Origin of the sequence: Hoyosella subflava DQS3-9A1, from assembly GCF_000214175.1 — a bacterium.
GTDB classification, from domain to species: Bacteria; Actinomycetota; Actinomycetes; order Mycobacteriales; family Mycobacteriaceae; genus Hoyosella; species Hoyosella subflava.
In genome coordinates this window covers 81,468-106,784 of sequence record NC_015561.1, presented here as the reverse complement: position 1 = coordinate 106,784, position 25,317 = coordinate 81,468, and the positions used below count along the sequence as shown (strand labels likewise).

At 60.6% G+C, this 25,317-nt stretch carries 24 protein-coding genes; 9 read left to right on the top strand and 15 right to left on the bottom strand.

The features are described from left to right. Positions 1-624 precede the first annotated feature (624 nt). Positions 625-2,382 (bottom strand): ATP-dependent helicase, encoded by a 1,758-nt coding sequence (locus AS9A_RS22485; RefSeq protein ID WP_013798170.1) that lies wholly within the window; start codon positions 2,380-2,382, stop codon positions 625-627. A 3-nt stretch (positions 2,383-2,385) separates the two neighbouring features. Then, entirely contained in the window at positions 2,386-4,074 is a 1,689-nt protein-coding gene (locus tag AS9A_RS22480; protein ID WP_148262674.1) for an ATP-dependent nuclease, read from the bottom strand. A 696-nt stretch (positions 4,075-4,770) separates the two neighbouring features. On the opposite strand from AS9A_RS22480, the gene AS9A_RS22470 reads away from it, so the two are divergent. Together AS9A_RS22470 and AS9A_RS22465 are read left to right on the top strand one after the other, a co-directional pair. Continuing rightward, a complete protein-coding gene (locus AS9A_RS22470; RefSeq protein ID WP_013798166.1) occupies positions 4,771-5,586 on the top strand; it encodes a hypothetical protein in 816 nt (271 codons plus the stop codon). A gap of 29 nt (positions 5,587-5,615) precedes the next feature. After that, a complete protein-coding gene (locus AS9A_RS22465; RefSeq protein WP_013798165.1) occupies positions 5,616-6,752 on the top strand; it encodes a helix-turn-helix domain-containing protein in 1,137 nt (378 codons plus the stop codon). Positions 6,753-7,063: 311 nt separating this feature from the next. Here AS9A_RS22465 and AS9A_RS24010 read toward each other — a convergent pair whose 3' ends face one another. From AS9A_RS24010 to AS9A_RS22435, 6 genes are all read right to left on the bottom strand, one after another. Further along, positions 7,064-7,297, bottom strand: a complete 234-nt coding sequence (locus AS9A_RS24010) for a hypothetical protein (RefSeq protein ID WP_148262672.1) — start codon at positions 7,295-7,297, stop codon at positions 7,064-7,066. Between the two features lie 163 nt (positions 7,298-7,460). Beyond that, a complete protein-coding gene (locus AS9A_RS22455) occupies positions 7,461-8,033 on the bottom strand; it encodes a recombinase family protein (protein ID WP_041452446.1) in 573 nt (190 codons plus the stop codon). 288 nt (positions 8,034-8,321) lie between these two features. Continuing rightward, complete coding sequence (locus tag AS9A_RS22450; RefSeq protein ID WP_013798162.1) at positions 8,322-8,543, bottom strand: YlcI/YnfO family protein; 222 nt, start codon at positions 8,541-8,543, stop codon at positions 8,322-8,324. Then, positions 8,540-8,845, bottom strand: coding sequence for a hypothetical protein (locus AS9A_RS22445; RefSeq protein ID WP_013798161.1), 306 nt, complete (start codon positions 8,843-8,845; stop codon positions 8,540-8,542). The genes AS9A_RS22450 and AS9A_RS22445 overlap by 4 nt, the downstream gene beginning before the upstream one ends. A gap of 135 nt (positions 8,846-8,980) precedes the next feature. Further along, positions 8,981-9,160 (bottom strand): hypothetical protein, encoded by a 180-nt coding sequence (locus tag AS9A_RS22440; RefSeq protein WP_013798160.1) that lies wholly within the window; start codon positions 9,158-9,160, stop codon positions 8,981-8,983. 155 nt (positions 9,161-9,315) lie between these two features. Then, positions 9,316-10,599: a DNA sulfur modification protein DndB gene (locus tag AS9A_RS22435; protein WP_013798159.1), complete on the bottom strand. Its 1,284-nt coding sequence runs from the start codon at positions 10,597-10,599 to the stop codon at positions 9,316-9,318. A 554-nt stretch (positions 10,600-11,153) separates the two neighbouring features. On the opposite strand from AS9A_RS22435, the gene AS9A_RS22430 reads away from it, so the two are divergent. Further along, complete coding sequence (locus AS9A_RS22430) at positions 11,154-11,852, top strand: IS6 family transposase (RefSeq protein WP_148262681.1); 699 nt, start codon at positions 11,154-11,156, stop codon at positions 11,850-11,852. A 292-nt stretch (positions 11,853-12,144) separates the two neighbouring features. On the opposite strand, the gene AS9A_RS22425 is transcribed toward AS9A_RS22430, so the two are convergent. Together AS9A_RS22425 and AS9A_RS22420 are read right to left on the bottom strand one after the other, a co-directional pair. After that, on the bottom strand, positions 12,145-12,558 hold the full coding sequence (locus AS9A_RS22425; protein ID WP_013798157.1) for a type II toxin-antitoxin system VapC family toxin: 414 nt from the start codon (positions 12,556-12,558) through the stop codon (positions 12,145-12,147). Then, the gene (locus AS9A_RS22420) at positions 12,555-12,791 is read right to left on the bottom strand and encodes a type II toxin-antitoxin system Phd/YefM family antitoxin (RefSeq protein WP_013798156.1); all 237 of its coding nucleotides are present in this window, start codon (positions 12,789-12,791) and stop codon (positions 12,555-12,557) included. The genes AS9A_RS22425 and AS9A_RS22420 overlap by 4 nt, the downstream gene beginning before the upstream one ends. A gap of 587 nt (positions 12,792-13,378) precedes the next feature. Between AS9A_RS22420 and AS9A_RS22415 the strand changes: the two genes are divergently transcribed. From AS9A_RS22415 to AS9A_RS22405, 3 genes are all read left to right on the top strand, one after another. After that, positions 13,379-14,041: a hypothetical protein gene (locus AS9A_RS22415; protein ID WP_013798155.1), complete on the top strand. Its 663-nt coding sequence runs from the start codon at positions 13,379-13,381 to the stop codon at positions 14,039-14,041. Between the two features lie 124 nt (positions 14,042-14,165). Further along, positions 14,166-14,897, top strand: a complete 732-nt coding sequence (locus AS9A_RS22410; RefSeq protein WP_148262671.1) for an adenylate/guanylate cyclase domain-containing protein — start codon at positions 14,166-14,168, stop codon at positions 14,895-14,897. Further along, complete coding sequence (locus tag AS9A_RS22405) at positions 14,894-15,388, top strand: Pycsar system effector family protein (protein ID WP_013798153.1); 495 nt, start codon at positions 14,894-14,896, stop codon at positions 15,386-15,388. Before AS9A_RS22410 ends, AS9A_RS22405 begins: the two co-directional genes overlap by 4 nt. Before the next feature lie 110 nt (positions 15,389-15,498). On the opposite strand, the gene AS9A_RS22400 is transcribed toward AS9A_RS22405, so the two are convergent. The 5 genes from AS9A_RS22400 to AS9A_RS22380 all read right to left on the bottom strand — a co-directional run bounded on the left by AS9A_RS22400 (position 15,499) and on the right by AS9A_RS22380 (position 23,625). Next, positions 15,499-16,227 (bottom strand): M48 family metallopeptidase, encoded by a 729-nt coding sequence (locus AS9A_RS22400; protein ID WP_013798152.1) that lies wholly within the window; start codon positions 16,225-16,227, stop codon positions 15,499-15,501. Continuing rightward, positions 16,224-19,496, bottom strand: a complete 3,273-nt coding sequence (locus AS9A_RS22395) for a type I restriction endonuclease subunit R (RefSeq protein WP_013798151.1) — start codon at positions 19,494-19,496, stop codon at positions 16,224-16,226. The genes AS9A_RS22400 and AS9A_RS22395 overlap by 4 nt, the downstream gene beginning before the upstream one ends. Further along, a complete protein-coding gene (locus AS9A_RS23040; protein WP_013798150.1) occupies positions 19,493-20,674 on the bottom strand; it encodes a restriction endonuclease subunit S in 1,182 nt (393 codons plus the stop codon). The genes AS9A_RS22395 and AS9A_RS23040 overlap by 4 nt, the downstream gene beginning before the upstream one ends. Continuing rightward, a complete protein-coding gene (locus AS9A_RS22385; RefSeq protein WP_013798149.1) occupies positions 20,667-23,069 on the bottom strand; it encodes a type I restriction-modification system subunit M in 2,403 nt (800 codons plus the stop codon). The genes AS9A_RS23040 and AS9A_RS22385 overlap by 8 nt, the downstream gene beginning before the upstream one ends. Before the next feature lie 325 nt (positions 23,070-23,394). Next, positions 23,395-23,625, bottom strand: coding sequence for a hypothetical protein (locus tag AS9A_RS22380; protein ID WP_013798148.1), 231 nt, complete (start codon positions 23,623-23,625; stop codon positions 23,395-23,397). Between the two features lie 144 nt (positions 23,626-23,769). Here AS9A_RS22380 and AS9A_RS24280 point away from each other — a divergent pair, with 144 nt between their 5' ends. The 3 genes from AS9A_RS24280 (at position 23,770) to AS9A_RS23035 (ending at position 25,304) form a co-directional block, all read left to right on the top strand. Continuing rightward, positions 23,770-24,135, top strand: a complete 366-nt coding sequence (locus AS9A_RS24280) for a hypothetical protein (RefSeq protein ID WP_013798147.1) — start codon at positions 23,770-23,772, stop codon at positions 24,133-24,135. Positions 24,136-24,185: 50 nt separating this feature from the next. Further along, positions 24,186-24,296, top strand: coding sequence for a recombinase family protein (locus AS9A_RS25035; protein ID WP_148262680.1), 111 nt, complete (start codon positions 24,186-24,188; stop codon positions 24,294-24,296). Between the two features lie 180 nt (positions 24,297-24,476). Further along, positions 24,477-25,304, top strand: coding sequence for an abortive infection family protein (locus AS9A_RS23035; RefSeq protein ID WP_013798145.1), 828 nt, complete (start codon positions 24,477-24,479; stop codon positions 25,302-25,304). The last annotated feature ends 13 nt before the right edge of the window (positions 25,305-25,317 follow it).

Here is a 25,317-nt window from a genome sequence, read left to right as displayed (position 1 = left end):
ATGATTCGCCATCGCTTATCGGCGCGTCAGGAACTTCCTGTGTGTAGCCTCCACCCCAACAATCATGAGTTGCTGTTCTTCCTGAAGGTCGATTCTGACACCGTCGAGCTTGAGCCCGGTTTCAGTCGAGACGTGCGCAAGATCGGACACTTCGGCACGGCGGACCTCGAGTTCAAGGTACGACGCTCAGTCGTTGCAGAGAGCCATACCGCTCATTCAGAGAAGCTACGAAGCCAGTTGAGGGCGGGGTGCGGTAGACGGTTGCGTGCGCCAGCCTTCTAAGACATTGGAGCGGCGCGCCGGACGCTGTGCAGGTAGCCGGCCGGTGGCATCTGCGGCAGAACCTGGCCCCTACTCCGAAAACGCATTTTCCGCTATTTATAGTCAAGGGCCGCAACGAAATCACCGAATGTTCGTCAGATCCAAATTCAGCGAGCGCCGTCAGGTCTGCTTGACCTGCTTGCCGGATCGAACCAACGCGATAGCACGGGCACGGGAATCCGGAGCGTAGGGACGGGGCATGGTCGGAGGCTTTAAGTAAGGCCCTCGACTCATCACCGGATTTGGAAACCTACCCGTAGGGCAGGTCATTGCGTCAACCAACCTCGGGACAGTCTAATCCCTCTAAACCAAGCCTGATTCACGAAGGAACACACTCGGTCCGTTGCTCTTCCTAGATCCCCATTTGGTCATGTACCAGCCAGAGTAGAGAACCTCGACCGTTTCTCGTGCTCGGGTGAACGAGACGTAGAACTTGCGTCGATCCTCGTTCCACGCTGCCGAGCCGCGAGCGGAGTTGAAGAACGGCAGTTTGCCCTGCTCCAACGCCGCGATAAAGACATGGTCGAACTCCAGTCCTTTGCTTGCGGACATTGTCGATACCTCGACGCGTCCGTCACGAAGGCGAAGGCGACCCAGGTCGCGCACGGAAAAGTGAGACATCTCCCCGGAAGGGTCCAGCGCTTCGCGCATATGGACAAGTTCGTTGGCGTCGTCCGACCTGAGAGCGTTCAGAGCGCCCGTTGACTCCATAATCGTCATGACGGTCTCGACGAACTCGCCTGCGGAAGTGTCCGCCGCCGCAGAGAGAAGAACGGTGACGACGTCATCGGTGCCGACTCGTAGGACCTCCCAGTCGCCAAGTTGCTGCCACTGGTCCAGGAGATCACCTAGCTTGTAGCCGCTGTCCTCACGGCCACAGGAAGCCCACGCGGCGAACGACTCCAGCGTGGTCGTCAGCGGCGTTGACGAGTAGGCGTCTGCTCGCCAGGCCACCGGAATGTCGTGACTTCGGAGAGCGGTGACGAGCTCGTCGCAGTCGTCGTGGGTGGGAGCCAGCACGGCAATCTCGTGCAGCGGGACCTCGTCTGCCTGTAGCTCCAGGATCCGGCCGGCTATGTAGTTCGCTTGTGCGCTTAATCCGCGAGGTTCACATCGGGTGGTGACGGAGCCGCCCTCTCGGGATGTCACGGCCTCGGGGCCGTCGCTACCGAGGATTCGCCGTCCCGCCGCCGCGATGAGTGCCCCGCATCGGTAGTTGATGCGCAGGTCTACCCGGTGGACAGACTCGCGCCCGGCGAGCTCAAGTAGGAGTTCTGGTCGAGTGCCGGTCCATCCGTAGATGGCCTGATCCGGGTCACCGACGGCGAACAGCGTCGTGTTTCCGGCATCAAACGAGAGCGCGGTGACGATGCGGTGCAGTCCTGGTGCGAGGTCCTGGTATTCATCGACCATTAGGTATGGGTAGCGGGCGTGAAGAACCGTCCTCACGAAGAGATGCTCCTCGACCAGGCGTGCCGCCATGGCGATAACGTCGTCGAAGTCGACGTAGTCATTGCCCCGCAATAGGCGTTCGTACTCGAGGGCGACTGCGCGAATGCCTGGGCCGGTGGCGGTCCACTCTTCCTCGGTCAGGCAGAGCTTGCGGTGGCGCCTTACCGTCGAGTCCACATATCGGGTGTCCTCGTGCGAGCTGAACACTCGACGGATGGCTTCTCGCATCGCGGCATTGGCCTCTCCGCGTGGTGCCAGTGCGTACTTTGACAATTTCGGGTACCCGGCTGCAGAAGCGAATGGCCGGATGATGTGCGACCAAGCGAACGAGTGGACTGTGCCGACGAAGACTGTGCGTCCCGCTGTTTGACCTAGGCGTCTGATTCGGGTGCGCAGCTCCGCTGCGGCCGGGTTCGTCAGCGTGATACAAGCCAGCCCGCGATCCGGCGCGACGGCATTGTTCGCCAGCCAGACCGCCTTCGTGGTCAGCAACTTCGTCTTGCCACTGCCAGGCGGGGCGAGGACGACACAGTGGCCCTCATGGTGGAATGCTTCCCGCTGTCTGGGGTTTGTCTCCAGCTCGGCTATCGCCCGCCGCAGGCCCGTCATGGCTTACTGCTCCAACAGATACTTGAGTGCAGCTGCAAGATGTGCTGGCGGGCTAAGTTGCGTGTTCGCCAGCCTTTGAGCGAATCGTCCCTTGCCGCCGATCGTAGAGATCATGTCGAGGAACTCCTTCACCTCCGGAGTCGCTTGCTCCCAGGTTTTCACAGTTCGGATGTCCTCAGTGTCGTCGAGAAGGTCGGTCAGCACCGCGACGATCGCGGAGCGGTTTGAGTCCGATGCCACGATGATGTCGTGCTCGAACGTGGTCGCGCCGACGAAGATGGCGTCCGTGTCCGCACCGATTCCCTGTTCCAGCAGCTGCTTGCGGCGAGCACCGGTGACCTTGATGGTGGGGTCACCGTCGGTCAGTACAGCCCAGGGGATTCCCAGCGCCTTGCACAGCTTGATGTAGGCGGTGAAGTGGGTTCCGCCGATGGCGCACACAGAAATACCGACCTTGTCCAGGTCCACGTCGATCGTGCGTGCGAGGGAGGGGACCATGAGCTGCTCGGCCACGCCCTCGACGAGCAACACCCGTCGAGCGAAGACCAGCTCCGAGCGAGTCGCGTCCAGATACCGGTCGATGTCGTCCCACTCGTCCTGGGTCAAGTCCGCCTCGGCAGCAGCGTGTGCAACGGTACCGTCGGGTGTCGCGCGCAGCATGACCAGGTTCCGCGCTGAGGTCGCGCTCGCGATGTGCGGCGAATGGGTAGTGACGATTGTGGACCGATTGACGTCATCCTGCTGCAGGTGTTTGAACAGCAGCCGCTGGAGATGCGGATGCAGGTGCGCCTCAGGCTCTTCGATGGCAAGTAGTACATGCGCGACCTCCGAACTCTCCAATCGTTGCTTGAGCTGCAGCTCAAGTAGCGAGAAGTACAGAACGTTCAATGCCCCAAGACTCGTGCCGGTTAATTGCCGTTGAGCGTTGCCGTCGACGAACAGTTGCATTGCCCGTATGAGCCTTCGCGGGTCCGGCGGTGCCGCGGCCAAGGTCGCTTCCAGCCCCTGATTCGCCCCGACGGCGGCTGCGGTGCTGGCGGAGATGTCGTTACTCAGCGTGACGAGCGGGCCCAGATTGTTCAGAGAGTCGTTTGCTGCCTTCATCGCCTTGTGGACATTTTCGAGGTCGGCAGGGGCTGCGTTCTGGGACGCCGCTTCGAGAAGCGCTCGAAGCGGTGATCGGCGCCAGCTCTTGACGTCGCTCTCGACATCCCGGAGGGCGTGCATGAACACAGTGATCAGACGATCACGCACGTCTCCGGAGGAAATGGGCTGTTCGTCGAGGCCTCCGTACAGGCGCGCTCGGTAGACCACGTCCTCATTAACCAACGGATCGGGCTCCCACCGATAGGTGAGTCTGGCGGTCAACGGACTTCCAGTCACGAGGGCATCGCCGAGAGTTGCGACCACGGAAGCTTCGTCTTCGAAATTCGTGACGTCTAGGGACACCTCAACGGTCTCGCCGCTGGCGGTCGGATCTCCGTCTGCGGTCGTGAGGCCATCCCAGAAGTCCTCCGGCCGTAACCGTCGGTGGTCGCCGGAAAGCGTGTTGTCGAGAACAAGGCGCATCGCGTGCAACAGGTTGCTCTTGCCTGACCGATTCTCGCCAACGATCACAGTGTGGCGGGTCAGGGGTACGTCGATGTCGACAAGATTGCGGAAGTTCTTGACCGCGATTCGGCTCAATCTCACGGACCTACCGTAGCCCGTAGCCTGCTGATTCCGACGGCTTCGCCAATGTCCGACCAAGACGATCCCGTGTTCCAGGGGCGGCTGCCATGGCTTCGTCGAGCCTATGATCGGACGCTTCCGCCACCTCGGCGGCCGCCGCGCCGCTCAAGATTGGCCGGCCGGACATGGTCAAGCCACTCGGTGTGACAGGTGTCCTCCACGCACTTGGGCGCGGGTTGCCTTCGGGCTCATACACCTGGTGGGGCTTGAGGCAACGTAGCGGTCCGTCAGGTGCTCGATCATCAACGGGCCGCAAGTGCACCGTGCCAGCCACCCAACTGTCGCCGAGACGTCCGCCGTGTTCTCGTCGTCAAGGATGAGGCTGTCGCCCTGGAACGCGGTCACTAACCGCCTGCCCGCGACCTCAATCGCAGCATATCCCTCATGTACGCCATCGGCTGTCTGCCAGCTCATCATTGACGTTGCTCTGGCCCGGCATGGCGCGGGGTGCCAGCAGGTTAGATCTTCAGTCGGAGGCGCCACAATGAATGCAGGTGTCCTCATACATCTAGGCGATGTCTAATCGGACAGGACTGCCAGGTCGTAGGGCTAGCCCGAATCCCGAACTGGAATGCCGACGTAGTGATCGAATTGTGTGATAAAGTAAAGTAAACCTCCCCGAGTGGGTGGATCAACTAAGCCTGTAGGGGTGGAAAGTTGAGACATACTGAGTTTTCCGACTATGAAATCGAACGTTTTGGCGACGCCGCTCCGTTCATCCGAAACGCGTTTATCAAGACAGTTAACGAGGCTCAGGATGCAGCCCTGCGCGCACATGTCGAGCAGGGCTGGCCCGACCGGGACGCCTACTCGAATGCCCTGCGTGTAAATCTGAATCGCGGTCTACTCAGGGAACTCAAAGGTGTACCCGGCATCATAGCTGCTAAGCCCGAGGGGCAACACACCCGGTTCGACCTCCCTGTAATCCAGCAAACCGGCGTCGTCCTGTACTGGTGGCGCGTGCCCGGCGATGGCAAGACGCCCATTTCCGAGGCAAAACTCCGGAAGACCTCGCGCCTGCAGGCGCACCTGATGACGCTCTCTCCGTCGTCCGCCGAACCTCAAATGACGTTCGAGCACGCAATGATGACCGAGGAGGAACTTGAGCAGCATTTCATCGAGGACGAGCAGTTCCGAGAGCAGATGTCACGTGCAAAGGGCCGCACGGTAATGCTCTGGGTATCTGCCTCCCCGGACGGTCTTTTCGATTTCGGCTGGGGTGACGCGGAACTGGTAAACGAAGACACCGGCGAGCTGGCATGGACCCGAGGTCCGTACTCGATAAAGAACCTCGAAACAATCGCCCCGACACTGAAAGTGATCGGCCACGATGACAAGTCCCTCGATCGGTTCGACGCGGACGCCGAGCACGAAAATGGGTTCGATCTGTCCATACGCAGCCCGGACGAACAGGTCTCCTCGGAGGAGCAGCAGGACGCTGATGAACAGAACACGGGTAGCGAGGACAGTTGAGTAAGCGTGAGTCGGGTCAGCTTTATCTCGTGCCGGACACGGATCTGGTGGGAGAAGAGCTTAGCGGCGGTGCCTTCGATTCGGCGAGGCTGACACAGGCTCGCCGTCTTGCCGGTGCGACGAAGAAGGCCCTTGCAGATCAGCTCGGGGTTTCCGCCGTCGCCGTCGGCCAGTGGGAAGCCGGCACGGCAAAACCACGACCGGACAACATCGAGGCGCTCGCTCAGGTTCTCGACGTCCCGATCGCCTTCCTCGCCGCCGGTCGCCCGTATGCACGTCTGGATGCCGCTGATGCGCACTTCCGAAGCCTGCGACGAACCCCGGTTAGCCAGAGGGACAAAGCTGTTTCATTCACCGAACAGGTCTGGGAGCTAACCTACGCTCTGGAGAAGCGAGTCCGATTCCCCGCAATCGATTTACCCGGATTCTCCGCCGGCGAGGTCGAACAGACCGACTTCCCAACTGACCCCACTACAGCAGCACAGGCACTTCGTCAGCATTGGGGGCTGGGCACAGGCCGGATCAGTCGCATGGTCCGCATGATGGAGCAGCACGGCATCGTCGTCACGCTCGCACCGTTCGCCGGTAATGCAACCAAGAACATCGATGCATTCTCCACATCGAAGCTGCCACGACCCATCGTGGTACTCACGCCTGATCGAGCGGATGACGTGTATCGCCATCGCTTTACTGCCGCACACGAGTTGGGGCACTTGCTGATGCACAGCGACTGTCTTCCCGGAGATGCACGGCAAGAGCGAGAAGCTGACGCGTTCGCCGCAGAGTTCCTGACCCCGCGAGCGGAGATCACGCCACTACTGCCGCTACGGCTGGATTTCGAGAAACTCGGTGAGTTGAGCGTGCAGTGGGGCGTGTCAGTCGAGTCTCTCCTACGCCGATGTAAGGAAGTCGGCGCAGTCTCCGAAGCCACCTACCGGCGCGCCCATCAGCGACTCGCAACCCTCAGATCGTCGGGACTGTTCGTCAACGAATCGGTCCAAGGCTATCCAGGCGAGATACCGGCCTTACTCCGTTCAGCATTGGAAATGGCCGAGTCGACCGGACTGACGCTCAAAGAGCTTGCCGCCGAGCTCCGGATAAACCTCCCCAGACTGCGTCTACTACTGGGCCAGGGTGACACCCGGCCCGAGCTGAAGCTGGTCTAACAATCCCCGCTCGTTCGGCACCGCTTCGAGCACCCTCAGGGAATTGAGGATTCGGATTGACCCCACAGAACATAGACGAACTGAATCAATGACATAGATCTCGAATAGAGGCGTTTATCCTTCGTGCTCGTCATGTGAAGGAGCACTCGCTCTACATGGACTATGAGCAGCTAGGCCCGAGTTGGCCGCGTTACCTTCGAGATTGACCGAGATGAGGCGGGACAAACCTGGGTGACGCAAACACCCCCTCCCGAAGAGTCGTCGAGTCGGCTGCTGCGAGAGTCCTACCGCTGATTCTTCAAGATGAAGACTCATGCTTCAAACACACCCTGAAGGCGCTCGGCTGGTTTCTCCGGGACGTGGACCGAGACGACACACGCCATGTGCTCGCCAGCCTGAAAAAGGAATGGGCCGAATTCAACCCACGGGGTAAGGACATCGTTGCATACAGCGTGCAGGTCGGGCGCATCGGTGAAGATGCGCCCAGGGAACCAGTAGGGGACAACGTTCTCACCTTCGCATGGATTTAGGGCGACGTGGTTCATGGAGACAGTGAACGCCTCGCACAGACAGCTCTTCACGGAGTGCAGGAGCGGTACCGTGCAGCCGCTCCGCTCGTCTGTCGACTTATTCGGGGTCGGGGAAGATCCGTGCAGTCGTTAGCGCTAGCGGTGGTTTTCGCTGGTAAGCAGATCCCGTCGGGTTGTCTCAGTTCGCGGCGGCGCGGGTTTTGATGTGTCTGTAGATCGTCATCGGTGTGACTCCGCAGGTCTGGGCGATTTCGGTCATGGTGAACTGGCGGGCGTCGTACATGCGCTGGGCTTTGTTGATCAGGGCGGGGGTCATTTTCGCTTTGCGCCCGCCTTTGCGGCCTCGGGCGCGAGCGGCGGCCAGCCCGGCATCGGTGCGTTCTTTGATGAGGGCTGCCTCGTACTCGGCCATGAGGGCGAACATGCCGAAGACGAGTTTGCCGTGAGCGGTGGTGGTGTCCACGATCCCGTTAGTCAGTGAGCGGACCCCGACGCCGCGGGTCTGCAGGCTGGTCACGATGTCGATCAGGTCGCGAAGGTTGCGGCCGAGCCTGTCGATTTTCCAGATGATCAGAGTGTCGCCGGGGCGAAGGTCGGCCAGGCAGGCGTTCCACTGTGGGCGGTCGGCTTTGGTGCCGGTCGCGGTGTCGGTGTAGACCTTGAGGCAGTCCGCGGCGCCGAGCGCGTCGAGCTGCAGCTGCGGGTTCTGATCAGCGGTGGAGATCCGCGCGTACCCGATGTTGTGCCCCACCCGCAGAACTCTATCGGAACCCAGAGTCGGCAGGGTGTTGTGTGGCATTGATTGCGTGGTGGGTTTCGTGAGTTCGCGACCTGGGGAAATATCCTCGGGGGGCTGCCCGGTACTGGGGTCTCGCGCAGACGGTCGTTTGCGATAGATGCCGTGGCGCGGTTATTGACTGTTGAGGTCCACTACCGGCACGTCGTGTTCGGGGCTGGGAGTCCCCCACGGTGTCGAGCGCGGTCACAGCGTCCAGCGGCTGGGCATTTTGCGCGTTCGTCAGGGGACTCGCTCGCACCTTTAGGCGGAATCGCGGAGCTCGTGCTCGACGGCGCGTCGAATCCAGGCCGAGACGGACCGGTCGTCGGCAGCGGCTGCTGCGCGGATCTTCTCGAGTAGGTCGGCTGGGAAGCGGACCGGCACGGTGGCGGTCAGCCGACGTTGCCCGGGGCCTTGCGGTTCCTGGTTCTCTGGGCGGGCGTAGAAGTCGTATTCCTCGTCGGGGGTCATGGGCTGGTTCATCGGTCTCTCCGGTACTGGTCGGCGAGGTGGTTGGATGCCTGGTAGCAGCCGATGGGGCGGCATTTGGCGGGGTTCGCGTCCCGGGTTGGGGCGAGGGGGACCATGAGGACCTGGCCGTGGACCTCGGCGACCATCAGCCAGTGCGCGGGCAGTTTCGCGGGATAAAACATGGGGTCGGATGCCCAGACCTCGTGGATGTCCGCGATGCCCAAGCGGGGATGTTTGAACAGGTGCGCGGCTTGAACATCGATCTCGAACGGGTCGTCTCCATCGAGGAGGTCCAGATCGAAGAGTTCCGCCACAGAACTAAATGTATTACAAGTGACTACATTTGAACACCTAGGAGGCGCGCGCCACGACACCGGTACCTCGGGGGGCGGGAAGATCGCCCCTGCGGATGCGTCAACCACGTGCACATTCACGAGACGGTGCCGTTGTCATGGCTGGTCGTTGTCGGCTGCGGGATCTCGCAGTGGGCGCAGCGCTGCTGTGGATTCGCGCACCGGGAAGGGCACTGTCACGTTGTTTGCGGAACTTGGCGATTCGAGCCCGTTGGTGAGGAAGCCCGGCGGGCGTGCCCGGTGATCCGGGCCACGATTCGCCGCACGCACAGACATGCAGACCCGGGTGGCCAAGTTCGGTCCACGCATTCGCACACAAGGTCGGCGCCGACTCGGCGGCCGCCGTCGTCGTTCCCGCACAGTTGCATCATCACCTTCGATTGCACGGAGACCGGGCACCGCGGGCTGCGGTACCGGTCGCAGTGTCCCTCCTACAGTGTGGTCGGCGGCTTCTTGTACCAGCCGACGATGGCGTTCACCAGGTGCACGATGTTCTGGGTACGCATGATCGGCGCAGACGCATTCGGCTCGAAGTCATCGGACGCGTTGCTGGTCCGCCAGACGCTGGTCTCCGTGACCGGGGCGGCCATGTGGCGATCGAGGCGCTTGAAGAACATCGTGACGTCGCCGAGATCGGCCGTGTCCGGATCCCCGGACCTCAGGTCGTGAAACACCCCGCCCAGGACGCGCAGCATACCCACCGAGCCGAGCAGCGACTTGCGGCGCAGCTTCTGGGCCGTGGTCAGCTCCCCCTTGCCGTCGTCCCATCTCTCCCGGTCCGCCACGGGGTCGGCTTCCGTGAGAGTGGCGAAGTCGACGAAGGCGTTGGAGAGAACGTCGAGGAAGTCCTTGACCTGTTCGATCACCTCGGCGTCGGTCAGCGTGGATTCGGCCTTCTTGCTGATCCGGCCACCGGCTCCGGCGACGACGGCCCGAGTGATATCGGCGACATGCTTGGCGCCCAACAGGTTCGGGTTCCTCTGGGTCATCCGGTCCTGTTCGGGGTCGACCCACCCCTTCAGCAGCGGGTGTTCCATGACGTCGCCCAGGGTGCGGTTGGCGACCTTGTAGTTGTCGAAGCGGGCGCGGACGGCGCTGCTGATGCCCTTGGCGTTGTCGGCGACGTCGACGAACATCTGCCGGTGCTTGATCGGGTCCAGTTCGACGTAGATGTCCAGGCCAACGTACTCCCTCTTCAGCCGCCCGATCTGGGCGACGAGCTTTTCGCGGTCGGCTTGCAGCTTCTCCATCCGCTCCGCGGAGATCTTGCGCGCCATGCTGCGGTCGACGAGGGCGATGTCGCTGGTGATGCGCCTCTTCTCGAGATCCACGCCCAACACGCGGTGCTGACCGTCGATGGTGGACAGGCAGGCGACGCCGCCGATCGCCCACGGGACGGTGAGGTAGCCGACGTCGTCGGATCCCTGGACGTTCTCGAAGACACAGCCGCCGTTGTCCCGAGCAAGGAGGGCCGGGGCCAGCCATTCCTCCTTGTCGTCGAGGTACTTGCCGAACTGCTTGGCGTGATTGCGGTCAACCTTGCGGTTGTCCTTGTCGACCACGTTCGGGTCGGGGACCGGCAGGATCGTAGGCAAATCGAGCAACGGAACGCGGGTCGAGTAGACGACGCGGCCGCCCTGGACTGTCCTCATGGCCAGGTAGGTGCTGCTGGAGATCGGCTTGGAGAGCCGTAGCGGGTCAATGGTGATGCTCACGGTTACTTCCTATCACGTTAGTTTAGATCTTATCGACTTAAGACAGACCCCTAAACTACGCCGCAACACCTTAAACATCAAGGTAAGTTCTTAAATCAGCGATCAAGATTTTGGTGACTCGCATAGCTAACCACCAGAGGGTAAAAATCTATGCGGGAAACCGGGGAGATGATCTCCGTGACCAGGACGAAGAGACGCCGCAGCAGCCTGTCGGCGAAGACCAACCAGCGACACAACACCACCAGCCCGGCCGCAAGAAGATGAGTACGGCCTCGTTCGGGCTGCTGGCGCAGAAAGGTACCGCATCGACGACCTCGCTGCCCGCAACGCGCTGGCCCTGGTGTGGCCCAGCACGGCACCTCCCCGCCGTCGACCTCGATCGGCACCCGCGGCGCCGAGGGGGCGGCAGGGCTGTGTCGGTTCTCGCCGGGGCGTTGGACTTCGACGCCTCGGTGGTCGGCATCGTGTCGCAGCCGTTTTGGCTGGGGGATATCGGCACTGTCACGTTGGTGGGCTGCGCGGCCGCTGGGAAGATCCGTGGGGTGAACACCGCAATGCCGTCATACAAGGGACACCGCTACCCGGGCGAGATCATCAACCACTGCGTGTGGTTGTACTTCCGGTTCCCGCTCAGCTTCCGTGAGGTCGAGGAGATGATCCTCGAACGCGGTGTCGTGGTCAGCTACGAGACGATCCGGCGGTGGTGCGCCAAGTTCGGGCAGGCCTACGCCAATCAGCTGCGCCGACGGCGGGCGCGGCCCGGTGACAAGTGGTACCTCGACGAGGTCTTCATCCGCATCAATGGCACCCAGCACTACCTGTGGCGCGCGGTCGACCAGGACGGCAACGTGCTCGATGTGCTGGTCCAGTCCCGCCGAAACGCGGTGGCGGCCAAGCGGTTCTTCCGCAAGCTGCTCAAGGGCCTGCGATACGTGCCGCGGGTGATCATCACCGACAAGCTGGGCAGCTACCAGGTGGCGCACCGCGAGGTGGTGTCGTCGGCCGAGCACCGCCGATCACGCTACCTCAACAACCGGGCCGAGAATTCCCATCAACCGACCCGCGCCCGGGAGCGGGCGATGAAACGGTTCACCTCACCCGGGCACGCGCAACGCTTCCTGTCCGCTTTCTCGGGAATTTCACCGCATTTCCGGACCCGCCGCCACCGGCTCTCGGCGACCGAATACCGACAGGTGATGGCCGACCGCTTCGCCGTCTGGACCGAGATCACCGGGCAGGCTACCGTCGGCTGACCGGCACCCATCCGACCGCGATCACCCACCCGCAAAATCGGCCAACGGGCTCGAATCGCCAAGTTCCGCAAACAACGTGACAGTGGCATTTCGGATCCGTGCCCGGGCGATAGCCGATCGGCTCTGTCGGTCTAGGCGAATTCGCCTGGCGGTTACGCCAGTTGGACCACGAATTCGCCGGGCATTACCGGGAGGTGTAAGCCAGCAAGACGCCAGATCATTCCAGACCGAACAGCGAGGAAGGTGAGTTGCCACCCCGGTGAGGTTCGCGGTCTCTCCAGATCTGGGCGGCTCAGGTATCGCTTCTGGTATCGATCGTCGGCGAGAGTGCTCCTTGGATCATGGTGGGGTCGCTGGTCGCGAGGGTGAGCGCGCGTCGGGCGGCTTGGGTGATGAGCATCCGATCGAAGGGGTCGCGGTGAGGCCAGGGGAGTGCCCCCGCCATGATGGCGTCCGCGCTGTCGATCGCGAGGGTTTCCGCGCGGAGGTGGATGATGGTTTCGCCCCAGACTGAGAGCAAGGCGTGCCCGCCGGGGAGTTTGCCGGTGCTGGTTTTTATCGAGACTTCCCAGGCGGACGCGGCCGATACCACGAGTTCGGTCGACGGTGTGGCGAGTAGTTCGAGAACCTGTGGCGACATCTTCTCTGGCGCTGCGGTCAGCCAGAGCAAGGCGTTTGTGTCCAGGAGTACGGTGCGCGTGATCACTCGCGGCCTTCCCAGAGGCCGAGCTCAGATTCGTCGAGCGGTGCGTCGAAGTCGTCGGGAACGGTGATCTTCCCCGTGAGCTGACCGAAGGTGCGCGGTGCCGGCGCCGACGGCGACAGGATCGCCACGGGCCGGCCGTGGCTGGTGATCGTCACCGGTTGACCGGTCGCCTCGACCTCGGCGAGGAGTGCGTTGAGTTTCGTCTTCGCCTCGGTGCTGCTGATCGTCCTCATGTGGCCTATGATATCCCGGCAGGATCGGTAAGACTAGTGACACTAGTGCGACTAGTTGTCATAATATAAATTATCGGCGTCTGTAGCTATCGAGTTATTCCTCAGGTGAATACCCAGGTCAGACTGCTATTGGACTGTCTCTGCTCAGTCATTCGGTGACTTGCTCACTTTAGTTGTCGCATTGTGAGCAACACGCTCAATTTAGTTGTCGCACGGACTCGTCTCGTGGTCTAGCTTCGTTGTTGCATGACTGCCGAGCTAGCCGAATCCTGGGTCCAGCTAGGTTCTTTCCCTTCGGTTGCATTCAGGCTCACTCCAGGGCTCGGTCGACGCGACTATCACGCCAGCCGATGCAGCTTCGGTAGCCTCCGAATAGGGTTGCCCCTTATCGGCAGATTCGGTCCTATCGCGGTCAGCGGCACACCTTCTCGCCCGACATCGACGCCGACACCCAGGTGTTGATCGACCGGCCTTCAGCTTCGTGAACTCACGCACTAACGAAATGAGCTAACTCAGGTCAGAACATGTCCGTCGTCGCCCGTAGCGTTGCTTTCACGACCGCTCGAAAATATGGAGGGAAAGTCCGAATGAGTCCAGTCGCTGATCGGATGTGGAGCATTCGCGATGCCCTGCTGCTCTGGTTGTACGAAGAGAAAGCTCAGGGCAATAACGCTCCCCAGAATATTGATCGCAATTCCATTCAGACCACCGCAAAGTGGCGGGCCGACCCGATCACTGAGCCAGAAGTGAACGCAGCACTTGACTATCTGAAGGACCAGGGCCTTGTTGCCGGCGCAGGTGTATGGGGCGGTGGAGTACTACGTCCCCGCATCACTTCGCGAGGCGAAAACCAGGTCGCCTCTGGGCTGTCCGTTTGTCCCGATCCCCCACAACAAGCGAACACAACGGGAGCGACCAACAACTACCACATCACCACACACGGACCAGCGAACGTCGCAGTTAACAGCCAAGACTTTAGCCAAACCCACGGTCTCGAAAGCGCGACAGACAAGATTCAGGCGGTGGTGGAAGCGCTTGAGGGCTATGTTGCCTCGAACGAGCCTAACTCAAGCAGTGCTCAGGTTGTCGCGGCCGAACTCCGCGAGGCATCGAAAGACCCTCACGCCAAGAAAGGCGCGCTGCGCGCACTGCTGGCAACTGCAATCAGCGCAGTGGCCGTATCGGCCGGAACGGAGGCAGGCAAGCAGATAACCAGCCTCGCCGTAGAAGCGATACAAACCCTGGGCTGAGTCACACTCCCCATTACCAGCACCCACACCGGGGCCAGCTCGATTCCGTTTGCGTGGCGCCCGGGTAAGGCATCCATGTCAGAGTCTTGCACTAGCGTAACCAGCCTGGATAGAGGAGGAAGCCTTGGGTTTGCTGGACGATGTAAACGCGCAGATTGCCAAAACGATCAAGCCGGTGATGTCTGTTTCAAAGAAGCAGGAGTCCAGCACCTCAGTGCCGGAGGCGACCGACCTGGGCTTTGCAGAGGGAAAGCTGGTTTCTGCCACGTACCTCTACACGGACATGCTCAACTCTTCGGGTCTCGCCGCGATCGGCGACAAGGAAGCGGCAGCACGGGTATTCCGAGGTTTTCTCAACGTCAGCACCAAGATCATGCGCTTTCACGAAGGTCACATTCGAAGCTTCGACGGCGATCGGGTAATGGGCATCTTCACGGGAGAAAACAAGGAAGACCGTGCCGTTAAAGCCGCCATGAGAATTAAGTGGGCGGTCGACCAACTTGTCACACCTGCAGTTCACTCCGAGTTTCCAAGTCTCAAATCCGCCGGGTGGACCTTAAAACAGTGCAGCGGAATCGCCACAGGCGAGACTCTCCTTGCTCGCGCAGGGTTTCGGGGCAGTGATGACATGATCTCGATCGGGCCAGCGCCCAACCTAGCAGCCAAGCTGAGCGACATTCGCGCGAACGCAGCAGCCGGGTATGTCACACGAATCGGTAAAGGGACTTACGGCAGACTGTCGCAATCGCACCGACTGTCAGACGGCAAAGAAATGTGGAAAGGCACCTGCCAACTCACAATGGGTGGCAAGAACTATGACTACTACCGGACCAGCTACTCTTGGAAATTCTCATGAGCAGTTCCGACCCGGTTGGCACCGGCTGGAGGATCCACTCGGCACTGATCGACTGGACCGGCAAAGTGGACACGAAGGCATCGTTCGCCCTAACGATCGAGAGCGCCGTTCTAGCCGGAGTAGTTGCGCTGTCGAGCAAGGGCCGCGTGTTTAGCGATCTAACCGGATGGTCGCTGTTCTGGTACGTCATCGGTGTCTTGCTGCTTGTAGCAGCGGTCGCATCTGCAGCATGGGTGGTCCGCCCGCGACTCCGATCGACGAATCTCGCTAAAGAGTCGCAGAACAACTTCATTTACTTCGGGCACCTGCGAGAACTGACGCCTGACGCTGTGCAAGCACACCTGGAGAACAGCCCTATCCTGCCCGTGCTGTCAAAGCAGCTAGTTGACATGAGCAAGATCGCCTGGGCGAAGCACCGGGCCGTGCAAATATCGATGAGCCTCGCACCCATCGGTGTTGCTGCTCTAGGGCTAGCTGCAACCTATGGGTAAATCACAGAGGGGCAGTATGCATTGCGCCGTAAGCCGACCGTCTGGCCTGAGTTGGCTCACGTTTCGGCGGCTGACCGCAGCGGCTCACCCCGCGTCGCGGCTCGCACGCCTCACGAGCTGCGGAGATCCGCATGTCCTTGCCACAAGGAAGCCCCCGTGTCGGCGAGTTGCTTCTTGCGCTGGTCATAGTCAGGCATGACCCGACCGAGCAGCTGCCAAAACGCAGGCCCATGATGTGCTTCGCGAAGATGCGCTAGTTCGTGCGCGAGGACGTACTCGACCAGCGTGGGGCGGAGTTGCATTGTTGCCCAGTGGATGCGCACACGGCCGCTGGGGAGTGCGGCTCCCCACTTGTTGCCGAGGTCAGCGACTTCGACCGCTTGCGGGTCGACTCGGAGGCGGGCAGCCCAGTCCTTGGCTCTCGGTTTGAGCCATGCGAGGCCGGTCGTGCAATACCAGGCGATGATGTGCTGATGGCCGGAATCGCTGAGCGATCGCGGAAGTATCAGCTTGCCGCGCCGCAGGCTCACGCGGTGATCATCGGTGTCGGTGATGCGGAGTTGGTAGCTGCGCCCGAGGTAGAGGAAGCCCTCGCCGCTGACCAACTCCTTGGTGACGGGCGTGTGGCTATGAGCTTCCTTCTCGGCGAGCTTGCCGTAGATCCATGCACGCTTGGAGGCCAAAAATCGCTCCAGCTCAGCGCGTTCCACGTCAGGGGCTGCGGTCAGGCGCAGGCTGCCATCACGGTCGATGGTGAGCTTCGCTTTGCGGCTGCTGCCTCCGGTGTCGACCGGTACGGACATCCCGTCGAGGCGCAGCGTCATGACGCCGGGGTTCATTGCCGCCTCCGGGAGGTGAGCAACGACTGGTTCGCCTTAGCGAGTTCCATCAGCTTGTCGGCCAGCGGCTCTTGTTCCTCGAACGGGAACAGGTCGCGGTCATCAAGTGTGTGGATCAGCTGTTTGCGCAGTGTGTCCTGAGCGTGCGGGTTGTGCCAGAAACGCACGATGCTCGCGCCTCGTTCGATTTCGACGACGATGTCCTGGGCGAGGTGAACAATGTCGATCCGCACCTCGTCGGGCAGTGTCGCATCGGTGGCGAACTCAGCTTCAAGCAACCCGTAGAACCGCGCAACCAGCGGGTCTTCGTGGACGGCGCCGCCGCTGCTGTCGTCCTGCGCGTCATCGAGGAGTTCGGTAAGCGCCAGGGCCAACTGGTCCCACTTGCCGGTGAGAGTGTTGAGGATGTCGTCGAGCCGCTCGGAAAGCTTGGTGTAACGGGCGGGGTCCTCATCGAAATTCTTGCGAATGTGGTACCGCAGCGCGTGCTCCATCTCCGAGGCTTTGGCCTTCTCGGACGTAAGACCCTGCACCTTGGCGAGGAAGTCGGGATCAGTGATCGATACCGGCGGGATTTTCGTGGCAATATCAAGCGCGGTGACATGCTCGTCGATTAACTTCCGCACTTTCTCGCCGAATAGCGAGCTGTCGAAGTCACCAAGCCCGTCGTCACGGTATCGCCGTTTGGCCGCCAGTGAGATGACGCCTAACCGCTTGGCATCCTTGACGAACGGCAGGGCCTCGGGACGCGGCATGACAGTGTCCATCGTCGATAGGAACTCCTTGAGCCGAACACCGAATCGAGCGCGGAGCGCCTCGTCGGCTAAGACCTCGACACACGCCTCAACGTCCTGTGCAGTATCGAATGTGTCGATTCCAGCCTGAGCGAAGATCGCGATGACCCGTGCGTGACGGTCACGCAGCTTCGGCAGTTCGTCTTTGATCGATGCCAGCGCACCGATCGCATCGTCAGCATCTTCTGGCGCATAGGCCCTGAGCGCCTTTTGTAGATGCGCACCGACGCCGTAATAATCGACAAGCAGTCCGACGGATTTGCCGGTGGCAGTGCGGTTCACACGGGCGATGGCCTGTAATAGTTCCGCGTCTTGAATTGAGCGGTCAAGGTAGAGAACCTGCTCGATAGGTGCATCGAATCCGGTCAGCAGCATTGTTCGCACGATCAGGAATGCGACCGGGCTGGCCTTCTCGCCGGGCAACCCCAGCTTCTTTTTGAAGTCCTCGATCACCGCGTCCTGGCGTGATTTGTCTGTCCACTGCGCCCACGTCGGATCGTCGTTGTTGCTGCCCGAGATCACCGGAACGAATTCAAGTGCCTTGAGCAGTTCTAACTGGTCAGCGGCTCGCACGAGAACTTGGGTCTTGCGGTCAAGCTGGTCGACGTCTGCATCAGCGTTGAGCAGAGGGGCTGGCAGTGCCTCAATCTGCGCGACCAGGTCGTCGCGCGCAGCGATCAGCGCTTCGCGGTAGCGCACCGTCGCGAGTCGGCTCGACGCGGTGACCTGCGCTTTGAATCCGTTCGGCATGACCGTCGAGACGTAGTGCCACAGCATTGACTTCGCCTTCGCTGCGATCAGTTTGGGCGCTTCGACCACCGCCCCAGTTGTGGCGTAGCGGGCCTTGAGCTCCTCGACCTCAGCATCGCTGAGCTCGGCGAACATATCCTCAAACAATTCATCGAGGTCACTGCCGCCGGCCACCGCACCCTTTGCTGTGCGCCCTTCGTAGAAGATCGGGACCACTGCACCGTCGGCTTCTGCCTGGCGGATTGTGTACTTGTCGATGAACTCACCAAAGACCGATTCGGTGCGCTTCTTGCCAGCGCGCATGATCGGTGTACCGGTGAAGCCGATCTTGGCGGCGTTCGGCAGTGCCGCCATCAGGTTGGCGTGCAAGGTGGAGGTTTGGGAACGGTGCGCCTCATCGACCATGATCACGATCGACTCATCGGTGTTAAGTACGCCAAAGGCCTCGGCCTTGTCGTCACCCTCAAGCCCCTCATCGGAATTGGCGGCATCGGTGTCGCGGTACTTGTGGATCATGGCGAACACCAGGGCGGGACCGTGCTCGGCCAACATAGTGCGCAGCTTGGACGACTTTCGGGCCCGCTGAACCGCCTCGCCCGACAGCTTGGCTGTCGCGGCCAACTGCTTTTCCAGGTCAGTACGGTCGGTAATGATCACAACCTTGAAAGCTCGCAATGCGGGGTCGGACCGCATCGCACGCACCAGGAACACCATGGTCAGGGACTTGCCCGACCCCTGGGTATGCCAGACCAGCCCACCGCGACGGTCATGCTCACCGTCAATTTTGCGGGTTTTGCCGGTGCGGAGACGAACGAGTGCTTTGCTAACGGCTCGGAACTGCTGATAGCGAGCTACCAGCTTGACCCGTCTACCACCGAACTCGGTGAACAGCGTGTAGTGACGAACGATGTCGAGCAGATTCACTGGGGTGAGCATTCCGGCAACCAAGAGTTCTTGCCCGGTCAGTTCCGCTGTGGGCTTGCCGAGCTGCTTAGCCAGTTGATCGCGGCTCAGCGGTGCGGGGTCCTTCCATTCCAGGAAGTGCTCGGCCCCCGAAGTGAAGGTACCGACGCGTGCTTTATCCCCGTAGGTCGAGACAACGAACTGATTGGTCCAGAACAGTCGCTCGTTGCCTTCTGGAGCACCCAGGTCGCGCTGATTAGCGTAGCGGCGCAGCTGATTGATGCCCGCCGCCATACGGTCGGTGACATACGGGCTTTTGCACTCGATCACCACCAGTGGGATGCCATTGACGAACAGCACGACATCCGGCACAACGAACTTCTTGGCTTGTCCGCCAGGTTCATCGACCCGGAACTGATTAACTGCGAGGAAGTCGTTTCGTTCGGGATGATCGAAGTCGATGAACTTCACACGCTGGTTGCGGCCCTGATCCCAATCGGGCAGCCCGGGCACCGAGACGCCTTCGAGCAAACGATCAGTCATGCGCTCGTTGATCTCGATCAACTTGCCCGTTTCGGTGCGCGTCAAGGTAGAGACGGCTTCCGACAGGCGCAAATCATCCAGCCACGGCTCGCCGTCGGGTCCGAGGTTAATCTGCCGCAACATTTTTCGTAGAGTCGTTTCGACGAGCGACTCTCGAAACGACTCACGGCCAGTCACACCAGGATCGGACTTCGAACCTTCGATATGGAGCCAACCAAGGCTGATCAGCTGATCCAGTAGCGGCTTCTCGGACTCCGTGTATTCGGCGCCGGAAGTCACGAGGCAGCCTCCAGAGGTACACGGACTCGACCTGCCAACAGATCCGACATGAGTCCCACCTTGAGTATCTGCGACTTTTCAAGACGGGATTTCTCTTGGGCGATTAGGTGATCAGCGGAAGCGACCCTCTCGGCTACTTGATGTTGTATATCAATGCCAGGTAGTGCAATTGTGACTTTTCGAAAGTCGGCAAGGGTGAGCTTTTGCCTGGTCACACCGGCTGCAATCATTCCAATCTGCTGCTTGACTGGTAGTGAGTTTATGTACATAACCAGCCATTCAGGGAGAACAATATTGCCATTCGGACGGATCCTAATTATGTCCGCAGTTATTACGCCAGAAGGAAAATCTGCCGGGTGAAGCGCCGCAGTACCTGGGGGATCGCCCATTTTGGTAACTAGCACATCTCCCGGGTCGGTCCGATGGGAATTTAATTCGCGCGCCTTGCGCGGAGAAACAAATACTTGACTTTTACTATCGAATACCCCGGATTGAATATCGCGGACGAAGACCACGGGAACTCCGTAATTGCGATAGTCGGAGGCTACCAAATTACTTCCAAAGGGACCGATTGCAGATCCAAACTGGCCTGGTGCCACCAAATCGGCGATGCAGTGTCGATCCGAATGCCGGTGATCGTCACGCTCCACCAAATCAGCCATTAGTCCTGCCCGAGCAAGCTTGAGCTTCGCGATGATCTGCTCGGTGGCGCGGATCTGGTCGTCCAGCGTGTCCAGGATCTCCGCGATCCGCCGCTGCTCCTCGTACTCGGGGATTTTGAGCTCGATCGAACGCATTTCCGCTTGAGTAAGTTTGGTTCGTGTACCGCCCGAGATGAACCGGCGGATATCGCGATGGACTAGGCTCCAGTACACGAAGTTTTGATCATTTCCGCGTACGGCTCTAATGATATGGGCGTGGTTGTTGACCCAGGATGGTCCAGTAATTCGATACGCGATCGGCCTTCGTGCATAATCGTCGAAATTCCCACCATCCTCGGCCAGCAGAATTAGCGGCTCGTCGAATAGCGGTTTGTCGATCCAACCTTGCTGACCGTTGGCCCCATAGTAGGGCACGTCGCCGAGGCGCTTACTTCGTTCCTCTGAGTTGATCGGACAACGCAGCGAATCGAGCACGTCGACGATCTCACCTAGTGTGGTCGTCCGCCAGTCACTCATATCCGAGCTCCTTGAGGAACCCGGCAAGTTTTTCGGCCGCAGAATCACGATTAGCTTCAAGATCGGCGAGCGTTACTTGGTATTTGTCCCACCAAGATTCGAACGAGTCGACAATGCTTCGCCTATGTCGGGTGACACGTTGGTCGGCCACGGTGAGGATGTTGGTCTGGAACAAATCGAGGACAAGTTCGCGTGCAGTAGAGTCATCGAGTCCCTGACTAGCATCGCTCAACTTCTGCGCGAACCCGGCTCTGTCCGCCTTCAGTTGTTTCCTAGCGGCCGTGAGTTGCGCCTTCAGCTTCTTGAGCTCGGCGGGCGATAGTTCCTCTGGAGCTTCGTCGGCTTCGTCATCGTCGGGTTTGGCCGTGGCAGCCTTGATGGTCGAATCAAGTTCGGCAACTACAGCTTCGATCGTCGCTAAGCCCTCGAGGTACTCGGGCAAAAGGGCGCGGGCGACCTTGTGGTCAAGTGGGTCGACCTTCGCCTTCTCCTCCGCGAGAGCGTCGAGCACGGTACTGACCCAGGCGTCGATCAAGCCTTTGAATCCAATGTTGGCCAGCGTTTTGAGATCAGCTTGGTTGTCACCCCACCAGCTGGCGATGATGCCGCTGACCTGGAAGCGGTCGAGCATGCCGACGGGTTGCAGCGTCGTCTGGAAAGTGGAGACCAGTTGCTTGCGGAGGTCGATCAGGTCCGAGGTCGCCTCGAGCTCCGTGAAGCAGTGCCGTTCGGTCTTCCACCAGGCTTCGATCGCGCGGGTGACGGCAGTCTCGGCTCCCGTGACCCCAGTGTTGGTCTCGATCAGTTCCTTGAGCTGACGTTTGGCCGTGATAGTGGCCACGAATTCGAGGTAGTCGGCGTCACGTTCGACCAGAAGGTCGTCGACATTGAGGCCGTGGGTGGTGAACAGCTCTGACTTAGCGGCCACCTCGGTCTTCTGGATGCCGCCGTGCAGGTGGGCGCGCACGTCCTGTGGTTCTGGGGGTGGGGTGGTGTCGACGTAGCGGCGAATATTGAGGTTGTCGTCGTTCTCTTTCAGGTCTTGGCGACTGACGACCTTGGCGAACGCGGGGATGTCGTCGAACTCGCGGTACGCGGAGACGATCTTCTCGATGTGCTCAGGTTCGAGGTAGTTCTGCGCGCGACCTTCGCGGTACTCACGGTCAGCGTTGATGAACAACACCTTGTTTTGCCGTTCGATGGACTTGGAGCCCTTGTGGCGCAGGATCAGGATGCAGGCGGGAATGCCGGTGCCGTAAAACAAGGACGGGCCGAGGCCAATGACGGCTTCGATGATGTCGTCGTCAAGCAAGCCCGACCGGATACGACCCTCATCACCACCGCGGAACAACACGCCGTGCGGCATGACGGTGGCGACCATGCCGTCGGTGTGGGTGACGGCGAGCATGTGCTGGACGAACATGAGGTCGGCCTTCTTGCCGGACTCAGGGGTATAGCCATAGCGGAAGCGTTCAGGAAACGGGATGGCGTCCTTGCTGTAATTCAGCGAGAACGGCGGGTTAGTGATGACGCGATCGAAACGCATCAGCTCGCCGCCCTGAATGTGGGCAGGATCTTCGAGCGTGCCGTCGTCGTTGTTGCGCAGGTCGGCGTCAGCAATGCCATGCAGCAGCAAATTCATCTTGGAAATAGCCCAGACGCTACCGTCTTTCTCTTGCCCGGCCAGTGCAAGGTTGCGGGGGTTGCCGCCGTTCTCTTCGACATAGTCCTTGGACAGGATCAGCATGCCACCCGAGCCTGTGCAGGGGTCGTAGACGCTCATGCCCTCTTGTGGGTCGGCGATCTGCACCATGAGGCGCACAACCGAGCGGGGCGTGTAGAACTCGCCGCCCTTCTTTCCGGCTGAATCGGCGAAGTCACTGATCAGGTATTCGTATGCGGCACCGAGGAGGTCCGGGAACTCAAAGCGGCTCTGCTGCAAGGATTCCTTGTTGAAGTGCATGATGAGTTCGCGCAGCTTCTTGTCCGACATCTGCGACTGCCCGACCTTGCGGGTGAAGTCGATGTGCTGAAGCACGCCATCGAGGGCGGGGTTGCGCTCTTCGAGGGCCTGTAGTGCTTTGTTCAGTTCGTCACCGACCTGCTTGTGTGCGTGGTCGCGCAGATACGGCCAGCGGGCACGTTCGGGGACGTAGAAGGTTTTGTAGAACGACGAGTTCTCAGCCCGCTTTTCGGCTTCGGCCTGATCACGCCCTTTGGCAAGCTGGTCGGCGATGACCTTCTCACGCTCAGCCTCGAACTGATCCGACGAGTACTTCAGGAACAACATCCCGAAGATGTATTCCTTGTAGGCCGACGCCTCCATCGATCCGCGCAGCACGTCGGCCGCCGAGAAGAGGTGCCGTTCGAGCTGCGGCAAGGTCAGGCGGGCCATAGAGGAATCCTTGCTGGTGAGGGTCGTTAAAGTATAGGTGTCGCGCTGTGGTGGTTGGCCGGGTGTGGGGCACGGCCCTGCGCTGTCGCGTCGCGGGCTGTATCGCGGTCTCATGCCGCGCCGCGCTCCCGCTTCTGGCGATGGCCACACAGGACTGCGACCGACTCTGTCGGTTTTTCTGCTCTGGGAGTGCGAGGAGTTGGGCGCGTTGGTCGGCGAACACCGCCATCGTGGCCTGGTTTTCTTCTGCAGGGCCGAATTCTCCTCGCGGAGTCGGGCGACGGTGCGTCTGAGGGTCTGGATCTCTTCCTCCAGCTTGGTGTACTTAGCCTCTCGGGGCGCCGCGTCGGTGACGGCGGCGTCCCATTCGGCGGTGATCTGCGTTGCCCGGTTCATGGTGGCGGGCTGACCCCGCCTCGACGTGCAGGTTCGCCTTGGTCAGGCGGCCCTCGGTCTTGGTCGCCGTCCCGGTCAGGAGTCGCCGCATCGCCTCACGCAGCTTACCCTCGGTTGCCGGCGCGACGGGCGAGGTGCGCTTCTCTGCCTGTTCCGTCATCGTGGCTCCTGAAGGGTGACCCTGCGGACGTCGTCGAGTTGTTTCTGCAGCCGTTCTCGGTGGACGGCCGCCATGCGCTTTGTCCTTCAGTTTGTCGGCTAGGTCGGCTTCCCGTGCCGCCAGACAGGCAGGTGCTTATCGGCGATGACCGAGTTTCTGCAGGTGGCGGGGCTGCACATGCTGGGGATCGGGCCACTCGGGAAATACGCCAGCGAGTTGCACGCCAACGAGATCATGCTGCTGGCCTACTACATCACCGCCGTCAACATCGAAGCCACCTTCCACGGCGTCCATGGCAGCGACTACCAGCCCTTCGAGGGCATCGTCCTCACCGACACCTTCCAGATCAGTGAAGAAGACGATGTCGCCGACCTAGACCTCTTCCCGCAGAACAACGCGCGCATCGAACGGCAGCAAAAATCCCCGTTTATGAGCCACTTCAACGCTTACCGTCCGGGACACGGTTTCGCCAGGAACCGAATGCATCAAAACTCATGCTCGAAACACTGAGCGCAAAACATCGGCGTGTCAGTGGGTTATGAGACGCTGCAGGCGTGACGATGCTGGGATACGCGCGAGTATCAACAGAGGATCAGACCACTGATCCGCAGACTGACGCTCTGACCGCGGCAGGCTGCTGGCACCTGGTGTTGGGGTGTACCCCAACCTGACATCTCCTGCGACAGGGCAGGACTAGGGTTGAGGAGTGGATGTCCACCGAGAACGCCCGACATCTGGTGTCGTCACAACGAAACGGAACATATGTCGGGTTGGGCTCCTGACTCTGCGTAAAGCATCCTGGCGCGATTGGCACGCGACCTTGTCAGCAGTTGAGCTTAGGATTTCAGGTTGTGACACGACCACCCATTAGTGACGACATTGCTGCCACCGTCGCACGATTCTACAGCGGCGGTACCGGCCCTACCCACACGAAGCTCAGCGCAGCATTCCGCCGCAGTGGGTATATCGATTCGGACCCTTACGATTCCGAGACACGCACCCCCAGCAAGGAAGTCCGAGTATCCACTGTGCTGGGAGCTGCAACTCGGCGGCCTGCGAAAGCGCGCGAGCTGGTAGACGCACTCCTACGAGACTTGCGGGCCGATGGATTCTTCGACGACGGTTTGATTCCGCGTGATGTGCTTACCCGAGCACAATCCGCATTTCAGAAGCAGGGATGGAAGCTATCAGACGAGGGAGAACTACAGAACGCTGCTCCAGTAGACCTCGATACTGGAGGTCGGCCCGCCCTCGATGAGCAGCTGCACCGACTGCAGCAAGCCGACGGCGACCCGGCGCTGGCACTCGGATCAGCGAAAGATCTACTTGAGGCTATTGCGAAGTTCGTGCTCCACGAACTGAACTGGCCGATCAACGAGAAGACCGACTTTCCACAGCTGTGGTACTTCGCCCGCGAGCGGCTGAACATCCTTCCGCAACAAGTCGCAGGCAACACACCCGGAGCAAATAACATCAAAGCAATCCTGCAAAGCGCCTGGAAGATCGCCGAGCAAGTAAACGAGCTGAGGAATGCTCAGGGCACAGGCCATGGAAGGACGTTGCCAACCGGCGTACCGCCCGAACTTGCGCGCCTAGTAGTGAGAGAGGCATGTAGCGTCGCCGAGTTCACACTGGCCACACTCGATCGATCGCGCCCTCCGTACTTTCGTACCGGGTAAGCACTCCAGGCAA

Bases quoted from the DNA above. Each gene is read 5' to 3' on its own strand.
- AS9A_RS25035 (WP_148262680.1), top strand. From the start codon at position 24,186: ATGCTGGGATACGCGCGAGTATCAACAGAGGATCAGACCACTGATCCG.
- AS9A_RS22420 (WP_013798156.1), bottom strand. From the start codon at position 12,791: ATGAGGACGATCAGCAGCACCGAGGCGAAGACGAAACTCAACGCACTC.
- AS9A_RS22450 (WP_013798162.1), bottom strand. From the start codon at position 8,543: ATGAACCAGCCCATGACCCCCGACGAGGAATACGACTTCTACGCCCGC.
- AS9A_RS22485 (WP_013798170.1), bottom strand. From the start codon at position 2,382: ATGACGGGCCTGCGGCGGGCGATAGCCGAGCTGGAGACAAACCCCAGA.
- AS9A_RS22415 (WP_013798155.1), top strand. From the start codon at position 13,379: ATGAGTCCAGTCGCTGATCGGATGTGGAGCATTCGCGATGCCCTGCTG.
- AS9A_RS24280 (WP_013798147.1), top strand. From the start codon at position 23,770: ATGACCGAGTTTCTGCAGGTGGCGGGGCTGCACATGCTGGGGATCGGG.
- AS9A_RS22440 (WP_013798160.1), bottom strand. From the start codon at position 9,160: ATGTCTGTGCGTGCGGCGAATCGTGGCCCGGATCACCGGGCACGCCCG.
- AS9A_RS22430 (WP_148262681.1), top strand. From the start codon at position 11,154: ATGCCGTCATACAAGGGACACCGCTACCCGGGCGAGATCATCAACCAC.
- AS9A_RS22400 (WP_013798152.1), bottom strand. From the start codon at position 16,227: ATGAACCCCGGCGTCATGACGCTGCGCCTCGACGGGATGTCCGTACCG.
- AS9A_RS24010 (WP_148262672.1), bottom strand. From the start codon at position 7,297: ATGAACCACGTCGCCCTAAATCCATGCGAAGGTGAGAACGTTGTCCCC.
- AS9A_RS22405 (WP_013798153.1), top strand. From the start codon at position 14,894: ATGAGCAGTTCCGACCCGGTTGGCACCGGCTGGAGGATCCACTCGGCA.
- AS9A_RS22385 (WP_013798149.1), bottom strand. From the start codon at position 23,069: ATGGCCCGCCTGACCTTGCCGCAGCTCGAACGGCACCTCTTCTCGGCG.
- AS9A_RS23040 (WP_013798150.1), bottom strand. From the start codon at position 20,674: ATGAGTGACTGGCGGACGACCACACTAGGTGAGATCGTCGACGTGCTC.
- AS9A_RS22380 (WP_013798148.1), bottom strand. From the start codon at position 23,625: ATGACGGAACAGGCAGAGAAGCGCACCTCGCCCGTCGCGCCGGCAACC.